Origin of the sequence: Flagellimonas marina, from assembly GCF_042651185.1 — a bacterium.
GTDB classification, from domain to species: Bacteria; Bacteroidota; Bacteroidia; order Flavobacteriales; family Flavobacteriaceae; genus Flagellimonas; species Flagellimonas marina.
Genome location: NZ_JBHSCL010000009.1, coordinates 445,670 through 458,523, shown reverse-complemented (window position 1 = coordinate 458,523; position 12,854 = coordinate 445,670). Strand labels below are relative to the sequence as shown.

Below are 12,854 nucleotides of genomic sequence, written 5' to 3'. Positions count from 1 at the left end.
TCATTTCGAAATGACATAAGGATTGCAGCCATAAAAAACCCAAACTCCTATTGGAATTTGGATTTTGTCTATTGAAATATTTTGATGGCTATCCCTTCACCGAAGCTGAGAGATACTCCCGATTCATTCGGGCGATATTGGTCAAAGAAATACCTTTAGGACACTCCACTTCGCAAGCACCAGTGTTGGTACAGTTTCCAAAACCTTCCAAATCCATTTGGCGAACCATATTCTGAACACGCTCCGCTGCTTCCACCTGTCCTTGTGGCAACAGTGCAAACTGCGATACTTTGGCTGAGGTGAACAGCATGGCACTCGCATTTTTACATGCGGCCACACAGGCACCACAACCAATACAGGTTGCAGCATTAAAGGACTCATCTGCATTTTCTTTTTCAATCGGAATAGCATTGGCATCCACAGGTCGTCCCGAGGTGTTTACGGAAATATATCCCCCAGCTTGCTGGATACGGTCAAAAGCACTTCGATCAGTAATCAAATCCTTGATTACGGGAAACGCCTTTGCTCTCCAAGGCTCAATAACGATTTCGTCTCCATCATTAAAACTACGCATGTGCAGCTGGCAGACAGTAATCAAAGAATCTGGTCCGTGTGGGCGACCGTTGATCATCAACGAACAAGTACCACAAATGCCTTCACGGCAATCGTGGTCAAATTCCACTGGTTCTTCACCTTTGGAAATTAATTCCTCGTTTAAGATATCCAACATTTCCAAGAATGACATGTCTTTTTCTATACCATCAAGGGTGTAGTCGACTATCCCTCCCTTGGAGCTTGCATCTTTTTGACGCCATATTTTTAAATGTAGCTTCATAGATTCGCTAGTTATTAAGTTGATCGGTTACTGGTACTTACCTTGTTTAGCATCCTTTAAATACTTAATGTAACCGTTTAATATTTTTAATGTTCTATTGTGTAATTCTCTGTAGTTATTCAGTTTTTCTGATGTGATATAGCCTTCATCTTTAGCTATGATCATATGATCCAAAGTTTCGTTCAAAGATCCTCTTGCCATGCGACAAAATTGGATGTTCTCTTGAAAGTTGAATCTTCCAAATCCTTCCGCAATATTATTTCCAACAGAACGGGCAGAACGTTTTATTTGACTACATAGTTCAAATCTTTCATCCTTTGGCAATAGTGATAGTATTTCATCTTTCACAAAATTTCGAAGAATCCGTGAAGCTTTCCAGCATTCCAACTCTTCAAAAGTTTTGAAATTTCCCACTTGATTTGCTCTACTCTTTTGATTTCAATGAACAACTACGAATAACTGAATCACCAAATAACTATTTATATGAACGTGTCTTTACTTTGATATTCTCATATTCCAAATCCTCCTTGTGCAATTTGGCATCTTTCGGCTCGCCAGCGTACTCCCAAGCAGCCACGTATTTAAAGTTTTCGTCATCACGAAGGGCCTCACCTTCTTCGGTTTGGTATTCCTCGCGGAAATGTCCTCCACACGATTCATTTCTATGCAACGCATCTTTCGCAAAAAGTTCACCCAGTTCCAAGAAATCCGCCACACGACCCGCTTTTTCCAATTCTTGGTTTTTGGAATCGGGTGTTCCGGGAACTTTTACGTTTTCCCAGAAATCCTTCCGGAGAGCGGCAATTTCATTAATAGCTTCTTTTAGTTCTTTCTCGTTTCGGGACATACCACATTTGTTCCACATAATCTTACCCAATTTCTTATGGTAATAATCAACGGTGTGGATACCACTACCTGACATCAATTTTTTGATACGCTCACGAACATCGTTTTCGGCAGCATCAAATTCAGGAGAGTCGGTAGGAATTGGTCCAGTCCTGATATCATCGGATAAGTAATCGCCAATGGTATATGGAAGCACGAAATATCCATCGGCCAAACCCTGCATCAAGGCCGATGCACCCAAACGGTTGGCACCGTGGTCACTGAAGTTGGCCTCTCCAGCAGCATAACAACCTGGAATAGTAGTCTGCAAGTTGTAATCCACCCAAAGACCGCCCATGGTGTAGTGCACCGCTGGATAAATCTTCATAGGGGTTTTATATGGATTTTCATCCACAATCTTTTCGTACATCTGGAAGAGGTTACCGTATTTGGCCTCGACTATTTTTTCACCGAGCTCGCGAATAGTTTTGTCGTCCGCATCTTTCATGCCAGAGGTCATTGCCTTTTCTCTTCCGTACCGCATGATGGCAGAATCAAAATCGAGATAAACGGCCTCGCCTGTTTTGTTCACCCCAAATCCTGCATCACAACGTTCTTTGGCCGCTCTTGATGCCACATCACGAGGCACCAAATTACCGAAGGCAGGATATCGTCTTTCCAAGTAATAATCCCTGTCCTCTTCTGCCAATTCGGTAGGTTTTAGTTTTCCTTCGCGAATAGCCTGGGCATCCTCCAATTTTTTGGGTACCCAGATACGGCCATCATTTCGGAGTGATTCGGACATCAATGTCAACTTAGACTGATGGTCTCCCGAAACAGGAATACAGGTCGGGTGAATTTGTGTATAGCATGGGTTTGCGAAGAAGGCACCTTTTTTGTGCGTTCGCCAAGCGGCCATCACATTGGCTCCCATGCAATAGGTCGAAAGGAAAAACAAGTTTCCGTATCCTCCTGAAGCAATGACAACGGCGTGGGCAGAATGTCTTTCAATTTCACCGGTCACCAAGTTTCTGGCAATGATGCCTCGTGCCTTTCCATCGACCAATACCAAATCCAACATTTCATGACGGGTATAGGATTTGATTTTACCCCGTTGGATTTGACGGTTCATGGCGGCATAGGCACCCAACAACAGCTGCTGGCCAGTTTGCCCTTTGGCGTAGAACGTTCTGGAAACCAAAACCCCTCCAAAGGACCGGTTATCCAACAATCCACCATATTCCCTTGCAAAAGGCACTCCTTGTGCAACACATTGATCAATAATATTGGTTGAAACTTCCGCTAAACGGTACACGTTGGCTTCACGGGAACGGTAGTCACCCCCTTTGATGGTGTCGTAGAAAAGGCGGTAAACGCTGTCGCCATCCCCTTGATAGTTCTTGGCTGCATTCACACCTCCTTGGGCCGCAATGGAGTGGGCCCTGCGTGGAGAATCTTGGTAGCAAAACGTTTTTACATTGTAGCCCAGTTCGGCCAACGTGGCTGCAGCAGAGCCACCAGCCAGTCCGGTTCCCACCACGATAATGTCAATGTTTCGCTTGTTGGCAGGGTTAACTAGGTCAATTTCATTTTTATGCTTGGTCCATTTGTCGGCCAGAGGCCCAGATGGAGCTTTTGAATCCAATATGCCCATACTTACTGTGTTATTGGGTTAAGGTGGTGATATAGGGCAATGAATGCAAAGCCCAAAGGAATGACCACCGAAAATAGTTTTGTGAATGTTTTTACGGCAGGTGTGTATTTGTTGTTCCATCCCATACTCTGAAATGAGGATGCAAAGCCGTGCCACAAGTGTAGACTGAGCAAAACAAAGGACACTACGTAAAGAATGGTTCTCCAGAAAGGTTCAAATTTTTCAACGGTTTCATGGTAGTACCGGGTTGGGTCTTCTGGGGAAGCCTCAATGTACTTGTACGTCATCTCGTGTACCCAAAAATCGTAGAAGTGCAACACCAAGAAGGCGAGCACCACCAATCCAGAATAGATCATGTTTCTGGAAACCCAAGGTGCATTTGCGCTGCCCTTGTACTTCACGTAACTGCCGCCCCTAGCTTTTTTGTTCTGAATCTCCAAAACAAACCCCATTACAAAATGGATGATGACTCCTGCAATCAAAATTGGTTGGAGTACAAACTGTACCAATGGGTTGTATCCCATAAAATGGGACCAGGAGTTAAAGGTTTCCGGATCAATGACCGAAGTAATGTTAATGGTAAAATGTTGTGTAAGAAAAACAACCAAAAAAAGACCCGAAAGTGCCATTACCACTTTGCGGGCAATTGAAGATTTTATCAATCCACTCATTAGTGCTGGTTTTAATACAAATTTACGGCACGGTTAAGTTTTTAACAAGCTTTCAACATCGTAAAACCAGTTATTTAGACTGATTTTAAGCTTCTGTGAAATTAAATCCATAAAAAGGTTTTGTTTGAACTATATAAGTTGAGCAGCAGCCCTTAAATTGAGGTAAGGGGATTCCGTTTTGAGATTTTTACCCGATATTACGTTTGATTTTAACCAACCCAATGCCATGGACATTGCCATATTATCCGTCAGTCTTAATGTGCACTCTACCAAAAGAATAGCAAAGGAAGCTCAGGATGCAGGTCATTATGTGGAAATGATTGACCATACCAAGTGTTCGGTCAAACTCGGTACAGACAAGCCACAAATTTATTTGAATGATGAAGATATCACGGATGAGTTTGATACCATCATTCCACGAATCGGCACAACCGTTACCAGACATGGTGCGGCCATCGTAAAACAATTTGAGATGAACAACATCTTTAGCACGGCACGTTCATTGGGCATAACAAGAGCGCGGAACAAAGTGCGGACATTGCAAATTATGGCCAGAAAAGGTATCCCCATTCCCGAAACGGTGTTTTCCATCAACCCACATAATGTTGAAGATCAGATAAAACTTTTGGGAGGTGGCCCCGTCATCATAAAATTACAGGAGGGCACCCAAGGCAAGGGGGTAATGTTGGCCGAGAGTAAAAAATCCGCTAAATCCATCATCGATACGCTTTACAATATGAATACCAGTATACTATTGCAGGAATATATTGAAGAGGCCAATGGCGAAGACCTTCGGATCATTGTGGTAGGGAACAAAGTGGTGGCCAGCATGAAACGGACCAGTGACATTGATGACTTTAGATCTAATGTGCATAGAGGAGCAGAAACAGAAACCGTGCAATTGACGCCAAAAGAGAAATTTATTGCCATAAATGCCACCAAGCATTTGGGACTTGGCGTGGCCGGGGTAGACCTTATCCGTTCCAAAAAAGGACCGTTGTTGATAGAGGTAAATGCATCACCGGGCTTAAAAGGCATAGAGGCAGCAACCAACGTTAATGTGGCTAAGCATATCATTCAATTTGTAGAAAAGAATGGACGAAGAAAAAGAAAATAAGACCATTACCATAAATGGCGTAGACATAGCCCCTGGACAAAACAGGAGTGTGCAATTGAACATTGCCCGGCTTCCTACCGGAACCTTGATTGATATACCTGTTCATGTGTTCAATGGAAAGGAGGTAGGGCCAACAGTTTTGATCCAAGCAGGCTTGCACGGCGATGAGATCAATGGTGTGGAAACGCTTCGAAGAATGCTTCAGGATAATTGCTTTTACATAGAAAAAGGGGCTGTGATTGTGGTCCCCATTGTAAACATTTTTGGGTTTATCCACTTTTCACGGGATGTACCGGACGGAAAGGATGTAAACCGTAGTTTTCCTGGGAAAAAGACCGGTTCTTTGGCCAGCAGGATAGCCTATACATATTCTGATCAGGTCCTCCCGCAGGCGAACTTTGCAATCGACCTGCATACGGGCGGAAGCCAAAGGCATAACCATCCGCAGGCCAGATACACTGCAAGTGATCCTGATAGCCAGATGTTGGCGAAGGCGTTCAATGCTCCCTTTAACTTTGCCTCTAAACTAATAACGGGATCTTTTAGGAAGACCACTTTTAAAATGGGAATCCCCACCATGGTATACGAAGCTGGAGAAAGTATGCGCTTTGATGAAAATTCCATTGCTATAGGTATTAAGGGAGTGGAAAATGTACTTCAATTTTTGGGCATGGTATCAAAAAGGCAAAAGGTGAAGCAAGAATCATCCATTCATCTGGAATCCACACGTTGGATCAGGGCCGCAAGGGCCGGGATGTTCATTCCCCAGATTGCGAACGGACAGGCTGTGGAGAAAGGGGAGACTCTAGGATTGGTTACGGACACGTTTGCCAAGAAAAACAAAAAGATTATGGCACCGTTTGATGGATATATTATCTGCATCAATCACCAAGCGGTGGTGAACCAAGGGGATGCCTTATTCCACATAGGGCGTTAACCCTGCTCTTTTTTCTTCAACTTTAGAAATGCTCCATTTTATGGCTGATTCAAGGTCGGAGAATTGGCGAATGTTATTCTTAAAGAACATTTTTTCCAGCACAATACTGGAAAGTCCACCTTTGTTATAGGCTACCACGGAGTAAAATTCGAGTTGATGCCTATTTTTATAAAACTTCAACCAATCCGTGGGCACAACGGAATAGTTGTTGATTCGGTTTGAAATGTAGGCTATGGGTTTATCCTTTCCCAAAATATCATAGGCAATCCCAATAATTTTTTTGGCCATGGACCAGTTAAAGACCACTCCTTCGTTAATTTCTGAAATGACCAATCCATCAAAAAAATAGAACACTCCAAAATCGCATTCTCTGATTTCTCGAATGTTCTTAAAATAACTTACCTCCTTTACCGTCTTTTTCATAGCAATAAACCGTTCAATAGAGCAAGATAAATGTAAGGAATTCATTGATGCTGGATGAAAAACTTTAATGAACAGCAACTATGCTTTGGTGAATTGGTCATTTCAATTGACATATTCCACTTAGTGTAGCAAATGATGGTCAAAATTTGTGCTATAGATAACTCAACCACCACTTTTGTCGATTTGCAGTCTTGTAGTCATTGTACCAACTGCAAATGGGATATAAGGCAACCGTCAAAACAATCCAAACAAGATATACCACCCAAAGATTAAAACCATATCCCTGCAATTGCGGTTGCAGGGTAACCCATAAGTCTATGACCATATCCGAGAAGCTAAACCCAGTAGCTATGGCAGCGACAACGGCCAATGCATGAATAACATAAATATGCACAATATAAAAGAACATGGGAACCCGGCCAATGACAACTAGTTTCTCTGTCCATCGATTTTGCACATTCTCCATGAAAGACAAAAAGAGAATAGAAGGCCCCAAAGTAATCAGTAGGTAAAGCAAGGACGGTGGATATTTTGTAATGTTAAAATATGAAGCGATAGTCATGCCAAGGGAGTCTTGCTCAGCCCAAGTGTAAGGGTCACCATACACATTTACGGTTCTCAGAATAAAAAACAAGAGGGTCAAACCCAGCCCTATTTGGAATAAACGCTTTATTCTGAGTTTTGAATCATATAAAGGCTTGTAAAACTCACCAAAATAATAGCCCAAGAGCATTACAAAAATCCAAGGAATAATTGGATAGCCGACCAAAACCTGAAAGCTGCCCATATTTACCATATTAAACACATGCAAAAAAGTCCAAACCCCTGAGGCAACTGAATCCGAAGGGGCAAAGGAATCCAATAAGTTATGGCCAAAAATTACGATCAACGCAAGCCCTATCATCAACTTTTTGGGGAGGTGGATAAATCCGGCCAAGAATACCATGCCAATACCCAAAACCCAAATTACTTGCAGCAGGATAGTGGAATAATCCAACTTGAACATCCAGGCCAACTTAATAATGGTGAGCTCTGCAACGACCAACCAAAGGCCTCGTTTCAACAACCAAATGGACAATGATTTTTTATCTCTCCGTTGCCCGACAAAAAAGGCGGAGGTTCCTGCCAGAAAAACAAAAACAGGAGCACAAAAATGGGTCACAAATCGAGTCCAAAAAAGTGGCACATTGGTTTGGGTGATATCCGAAGGATCAAAGAAATAAGCATCAGCATGAAAATAGTCGCGTACATGGTCCAATGCCATGATCACCATAACCACTCCTCGTAGGAGGTCTATGGATTTTATTCTTTTTTTTCGGTCGGTTTGCATGATATGGTGTGTTGATGGTTTGCTATTTGGTCTTAATGAGCAACTGCCTGAAAGCGTAGCTTTTATATTAGCCAAACTACATAAATCCCATGAAAAAATAGACCCGAAAGTTGCTTTATTTTAAGGGAACCAAAACTTCTTCCTCGGTATTGGGATCTACTGGGCTATAATTAGGGGGCATAATTTCAAAATGGGGACGATGGTCAACCGTAAATCCGGAGTTGGGCAACCACTCCCTATAAATATAAGCAGCAGTTTTTGGAAAATCACTGGGCAATCCTTTGTGGATAAAAATAGCATATTTGCCCGATAGCGTTATGGTCTCCATTTCTTTGGAAATTTCAGGAAGGTGCTTGGACTCAACAGCCGCCCATTTTTCAAACTCGGTATTTGGCGACATGTTTGAAATAGTGGTTGCTGCACCAAAGATTTGAATGTAGTACTTTTCGATTTCTCGAGAAATGCCTAAAGCAATGAGTAATTTTTGAAATCGCCCCCACAATGCCCGAGTTTCATTTTTGGCCAAGGTGGTATGTATTCGAATACCAACCAATTCTGTCTGGGGAAGGTCAATAATTTTTGGTGGGTTCATTTTTCCATGCTTTTAAGTTGAATACCCAGAGCCTTGGTGGAAAGTTGCACTTCCAAAAGCGAAAGCACCAACGAGATGACCAGAAAGACCAAACTGATTCCAAAAATGACATTGGCCCAAATATCCAGTTCCACATAAATAAGGAACATGGTAATGGCCGCCAACAAAAAACTAATAATGGCCGTGGCCTGCATGTTCTTGATAATGCCCAACCGTTTTCGAAGCTGCTGAATCTGTTGTTTCAGCGGTTGGGCCGAAGTCTCCTCAAACTGTTTGTGCAACTGACGGATAAGGGCGGCGATGGCCAAATACCGGGCATTATACGCCAACATGGTAAGTGAAATAGCGGGGAACAAAAGTGCGGGAATACTAAGGTTGAGCTGCATGGATTTTTCTTTGAAGAGGGAAGGTATGAATTTGTCTTGGGGAACACAATTACCTAAATTTGGTCAAATCAAATTATCCACATGAAATATTCTCCCATAGACAGTAATCTGTTTGTAAAAAACCGTAAAAAATTCACGGTGCAAATGAAGCCAAAAAGTATCGCCGTGTTCAATTCCAATGATATTTACCCCATAGGAGCCGATAGCACGCTTCCCTTTGAGCAAAGCCGAGATTTGTTCTATCTCTGTGGTGCAGATCAAGAAGAAACAATTTTATTGCTGTTCCCAGATGCAATGGATGCAAAGCACCGCGAAATACTGTTTGTTAGAGAGACCAACGACCATATAGCCGTTTGGGAAGGTGCTAAACTTACCAAAGAAAAAGCCACGGAAGTATCGGGCATTGAAACCGTGTATTGGCTCACCGATTTTGACAAGATCTTTTTTGATTTGATGACCGAGGCGGGTACGATTTACTTCAACACCAATGAGCATTACCGTCAAGCTGTCGAGACTCAGACCCGCGAAGATCGGTTTATTGAAAAATGTAAAAAAGAATATCCAGCACACCAGTGGGCAAAGAGCAATCCCATTTTACAACAAATTCGAGGAATAAAGGAACCTGAAGAAATAGCCATCATGCAGACCGCATGCGATATTACCGAAAAGGGTTTCCGTAGGATTTTGGAATTTGTAAAACCAGGGGTTTGGGAATATGAAATAGAAGCAGAATTCCTACACGAATTTGTTCGAAACCGTTCCAAAGGATATGCCTATGCACCCATCATTGCTGCTGGAAACAACGCCAATGTACTACACTATTTGGAAAACAATCAACAGGTAAAAGATGGTGATATGATCTTGTTGGACTTGGCGGCCGAATATGCCAACTACTCTAGTGACATGACCCGGACCATCCCGGCCAATGGTAGATTTACAGACCGACAAAAACAAGTGTACAGCGCTGTACTTCGCGTAAAAAACGAAGCGACAAAAATGCTGGTGCCCGGCGTTATTTGGGCCGAATTCCATAAGGAAGTAGGCAAAATCATGACCTCAGAACTGATCGGATTAGGACTTTTAGATAAAGCTGATGTACAAAATGAAAACCCAGATTGGCCCGCCTATAAAAAGTATTTTATGCACGGTACCAGTCACCATATTGGGTTGAATACCCATGACTATGGCGAATTGAAAACACCGATGAAACCGAATATGGTCTTTACCGTGGAACCGGGAATTTACATTCCTGATGAAGGCATGGGCGTTCGTTTAGAGGATGATGTCGTCATCCAAGAAAGTGGCGAACCCTTTAACTTGATGCGCAACATCCCAATAGAGATTGAAGAGATCGAAGAGTTGATGAATGCCTAATGCACCCGCTCAGAAAACATATCGAAGAACTGATCATTTTGACTGATGAAGAATTTGATGTGGTTTTGAGTTATTTTGAACCCATCCAAAAACGGAAACACCAGTACATTGTCCAAGAAGGTGATTTGGTGGATAAGGAATATTGGATTTTGGATGGGTGCCTTAAAAGCTATTTTGTGGATGAGGAGGGGAAGGAACACATTCTTCAATTTGGGATGGAAAATTGGTGGATCACGGATTACGAATCCTTCATTAAGCACACTCCTTCTAAAATATCCATAGACTGTATTGAGGACAGCGAATTGCTATACATCACCTTTGAAAATAGGGAAAAACTAACGGCCCAAATGCACAAGATGGAACGCTTTTGGGCCAAAAAAAGCAAATTTGGAAGAATTGCACTCCAAAACAGGATTCTTTCCCTCCTAAAAAATTCAGCCAAAGAACGATACGATGTTTTGTTGGAACAATATCCACAACTCTTTCAACGGGTTCCCAAAAAACTTATCGCTGCCTATTTAGGTGTGTCGCGAGAGACCTTGAGCCGTTTGCAATCCTAGATTGACTTTATTTTTGTGATAAACATCACACTAAATCTGTGATGAATGTCCTTCCTTTTGGTATTGACCCAATCGCACCTTTGTAGGGTAATTTTAAACAGACAAAAATGCCTTACGTAAACATTAAGGTTACCGATGAACAGGTAACCTCCATCCAGAAACGCAAATTGATCGAGGGTGTCACCCAACTATTGGTGGACGTGCTCAACAAAAACCCCAAGACCACCCATATTGTAATTGATGAGGTGCCCATTGACAATTGGGGTTATGATGGAAAGCAATATTCAGAAACTAAAAAACAAAGCACATGAAAAACAAGACAGTTATCATAACAGGTGCCTCCACAGGTTTGGGAAAGGAAACGGCCCAGTACTTTTTGGAAAGAGGCAGTAATGTGATCATGAATTCTTCCAATGCATCAAATTTGGAAATGACATTTCAATCACTGGGATCACCGGCAAATGCTGCCTACGTTGCAGGAGATATCAGCAAGCGGGAAACTGGAAAAAAATTGGTCGAAACCGCCTTGGAAAAATTCGGTTCTATTGATGTGTTGATTAACAACGCAGGGATTTTTGCCCCAAAACCCTTTTTGGATGTCAATGAAACAGATTTGGAAAGATTTTGGAAGGTGAACCTATTGGGAACCTATGTTACTTCCCAAGAAGTCATTCCACACATGCTGGAACAGGGTCGCGGAGCCATTATCAATATCGGAACCGTTTTGGTGGATCATGCCATTGATGGATTTCCAGCCACCGCTCCGCTCACAAGCAAGGGAGCCATCCATGCCCTAACCAGGCAACTCGCAGCGGAATTTGGCAAACAGAACATTCGGGTAAATACCATTGCACCTGGAATCATTAGAAGTCCATTACAGGGAAAAATTGGGGTTGAGGATGCCGATAGCCTAGCTGGATTGCACCTTTTAAACCGAATTGGGGAGGCCCGAGAAATAGCGGAGGCAGCTTACTATTTGGCATCCGCAGAATTTATAACCGGTGAGACCATTAATGTGGCGGGAGGCCACACTGTGGGTCATGCCATTTAAAATTGAAAATAATGTACACAGAAAACAGAAAAGAAATAGAAGAGTTGATAGCATCTTACTTTGAGGGTATTTTCAACGGGGATGTAAAAAAACTGGAAAAGTGTTTTCACGAATACACCTATTTGTATGGAGACATCAAAGGAGAGGATTACTTAAAAAGTAAATCAGCCTATATTGAAGGGGTTAAAAACCGGCAAAGCCCAAAGTCCTTGGGAGAGGAGTTCAGGATGGCTATTATTGGAATCGATATTTTAGGCAAGGTGGCCATGGCCAAATTGCATGTGCCTTTTTCGGGATATAATTATTACGATTATCTGTCTTTGGCCAATATGGATGGGGAATGGAAAATTGTAAATAAGATTTTCACCCATGTTGATTAGATACTGACTTTGAATGTGATGTTAGTTATTGGAGCGACTTGGAGAACGACTCGAAGTCGCTTCAAATTTTATTAGTTATATCGAAATATCTCGATTTGTTGTATTACATTTGCACCATGGATGTATTAGAAATAAACAAAGTATTATCAAACCAAGTGCGAATAGATATTCTTAACTGGCTTAAAAAACCGGAAGAGAACTTTCCCCCGCAGGTGAATGTCCCGGATTTTAGCGATGGGGTCTGTGTATGTCATATCCAAGATAAAACAGGCTTGTCGCAATCCACCATTTCGCATTATTTAACCATGATGCACAGGGTGGATTTGTTGATTGCCACCAGACATGGCAAATGGACCTATTATAGAAGAAACGAGGATGAGATACGAAACTATATAAACACATTAAAGAACGACCTCTGACTTTTTTTATTCATTTGAAACTACAAATCGATATATTTAAATATGACAGATTTAATTGTTGACCTATTGGGTTGGACGGGCTCTATTATGCTTGTAACGGCCTATTGGTTAAATAGCAAAAACCGAATCAGTGCCCAAACCTTACTATACCAACTCCTAAACATTTTGGGAAGCCTATTGTTAATGACAAACACCATTTATTATGGAGCCTACCCGTCCAGTTCGGTCAATATTGTTTGGCTTTTAATTGGGCTTATCCATATTACCGCAATCCTTAAAAACAGACACAAAACAATCTAG

General features: G+C 42.1%; 17 protein-coding genes. 9 read left to right on the top strand and 8 right to left on the bottom strand.

Annotated elements, in window-relative coordinates:
• Positions 1-88: 88 nt before the first annotated feature.
• The 4 genes from ACFOWS_RS15880 to ACFOWS_RS15865 form a co-directional block, all read right to left on the bottom strand.
• Positions 89-835 carry a succinate dehydrogenase/fumarate reductase iron-sulfur subunit gene (locus ACFOWS_RS15880; RefSeq protein ID WP_379766643.1) on the bottom strand — a complete coding sequence of 249 codons (747 nt, stop codon included), beginning with the start codon at positions 833-835 and terminating at the stop codon, positions 89-91.
• A 27-nt stretch (positions 836-862) separates the two neighbouring features.
• The gene (locus ACFOWS_RS15875; protein WP_379766640.1) at positions 863-1,249 is read right to left on the bottom strand and encodes a four helix bundle protein; all 387 of its coding nucleotides are present in this window, start codon (positions 1,247-1,249) and stop codon (positions 863-865) included.
• 61 nt (positions 1,250-1,310) lie between these two features.
• Positions 1,311-3,314: a fumarate reductase/succinate dehydrogenase flavoprotein subunit gene (locus tag ACFOWS_RS15870; RefSeq protein ID WP_379766637.1), complete on the bottom strand. Its 2,004-nt coding sequence runs from the start codon at positions 3,312-3,314 to the stop codon at positions 1,311-1,313.
• A gap of 2 nt (positions 3,315-3,316) precedes the next feature.
• Positions 3,317-3,985 (bottom strand): succinate dehydrogenase cytochrome b subunit, encoded by a 669-nt coding sequence (locus ACFOWS_RS15865; protein WP_379766634.1) that lies wholly within the window; start codon positions 3,983-3,985, stop codon positions 3,317-3,319.
• Between the two features lie 226 nt (positions 3,986-4,211).
• On the opposite strand from ACFOWS_RS15865, the gene ACFOWS_RS15860 reads away from it, so the two are divergent.
• Positions 4,212-5,102: a RimK family alpha-L-glutamate ligase gene (locus ACFOWS_RS15860; protein WP_379766631.1), complete on the top strand. Its 891-nt coding sequence runs from the start codon at positions 4,212-4,214 to the stop codon at positions 5,100-5,102.
• Positions 5,080-6,039, top strand: a complete 960-nt coding sequence (locus ACFOWS_RS15855) for a succinylglutamate desuccinylase/aspartoacylase family protein (protein ID WP_379766628.1) — start codon at positions 5,080-5,082, stop codon at positions 6,037-6,039. Before ACFOWS_RS15860 ends, ACFOWS_RS15855 begins: the two co-directional genes overlap by 23 nt.
• On the opposite strand, the gene ACFOWS_RS15850 is transcribed toward ACFOWS_RS15855, so the two are convergent.
• The 4 genes from ACFOWS_RS15850 to ACFOWS_RS15835 form a co-directional block, all read right to left on the bottom strand.
• Positions 6,019-6,462, bottom strand: a complete 444-nt coding sequence (locus tag ACFOWS_RS15850; RefSeq protein WP_379766625.1) for a hypothetical protein — start codon at positions 6,460-6,462, stop codon at positions 6,019-6,021. The two genes, ACFOWS_RS15855 and ACFOWS_RS15850, sit on opposite strands and share 21 nt — an antisense overlap.
• Positions 6,463-6,613: 151 nt before the next feature.
• A complete protein-coding gene (locus ACFOWS_RS15845) occupies positions 6,614-7,792 on the bottom strand; it encodes a DUF1624 domain-containing protein (protein WP_379766622.1) in 1,179 nt (392 codons plus the stop codon).
• Positions 7,793-7,907: 115 nt separating this feature from the next.
• Positions 7,908-8,384 carry a GyrI-like domain-containing protein gene (locus ACFOWS_RS15840; protein ID WP_379766619.1) on the bottom strand — a complete coding sequence of 159 codons (477 nt, stop codon included), beginning with the start codon at positions 8,382-8,384 and terminating at the stop codon, positions 7,908-7,910.
• The gene (locus tag ACFOWS_RS15835; RefSeq protein WP_379766616.1) at positions 8,381-8,770 is read right to left on the bottom strand and encodes a DUF2721 domain-containing protein; all 390 of its coding nucleotides are present in this window, start codon (positions 8,768-8,770) and stop codon (positions 8,381-8,383) included. Before ACFOWS_RS15835 ends, ACFOWS_RS15840 begins: the two co-directional genes overlap by 4 nt.
• A gap of 81 nt (positions 8,771-8,851) precedes the next feature.
• On the opposite strand from ACFOWS_RS15835, the gene ACFOWS_RS15830 reads away from it, so the two are divergent.
• The 7 genes from ACFOWS_RS15830 (at position 8,852) to ACFOWS_RS15800 (ending at position 12,854) form a co-directional block, all read left to right on the top strand.
• Positions 8,852-10,144 (top strand): aminopeptidase P family protein, encoded by a 1,293-nt coding sequence (locus tag ACFOWS_RS15830; RefSeq protein WP_379766613.1) that lies wholly within the window; start codon positions 8,852-8,854, stop codon positions 10,142-10,144.
• Positions 10,144-10,704 carry a Crp/Fnr family transcriptional regulator gene (locus tag ACFOWS_RS15825; protein ID WP_379766610.1) on the top strand — a complete coding sequence of 187 codons (561 nt, stop codon included), beginning with the start codon at positions 10,144-10,146 and terminating at the stop codon, positions 10,702-10,704. Before ACFOWS_RS15830 ends, ACFOWS_RS15825 begins: the two co-directional genes overlap by 1 nt.
• Positions 10,705-10,811: 107 nt before the next feature.
• Positions 10,812-11,015, top strand: a complete 204-nt coding sequence (locus ACFOWS_RS15820; protein WP_366586112.1) for a tautomerase family protein — start codon at positions 10,812-10,814, stop codon at positions 11,013-11,015.
• Positions 11,012-11,755 (top strand): SDR family NAD(P)-dependent oxidoreductase, encoded by a 744-nt coding sequence (locus ACFOWS_RS15815; RefSeq protein ID WP_379766607.1) that lies wholly within the window; start codon positions 11,012-11,014, stop codon positions 11,753-11,755. Before ACFOWS_RS15820 ends, ACFOWS_RS15815 begins: the two co-directional genes overlap by 4 nt.
• An 11-nt stretch (positions 11,756-11,766) precedes the next feature.
• Positions 11,767-12,135, top strand: a complete 369-nt coding sequence (locus ACFOWS_RS15810; RefSeq protein ID WP_379766604.1) for a nuclear transport factor 2 family protein — start codon at positions 11,767-11,769, stop codon at positions 12,133-12,135.
• A 116-nt stretch (positions 12,136-12,251) separates the two neighbouring features.
• Complete coding sequence (locus ACFOWS_RS15805; RefSeq protein ID WP_366586118.1) at positions 12,252-12,554, top strand: ArsR/SmtB family transcription factor; 303 nt, start codon at positions 12,252-12,254, stop codon at positions 12,552-12,554.
• A gap of 42 nt (positions 12,555-12,596) precedes the next feature.
• Positions 12,597-12,854 (top strand): CBU_0592 family membrane protein, encoded by a 258-nt coding sequence (locus ACFOWS_RS15800; RefSeq protein ID WP_379766601.1) that lies wholly within the window; start codon positions 12,597-12,599, stop codon positions 12,852-12,854.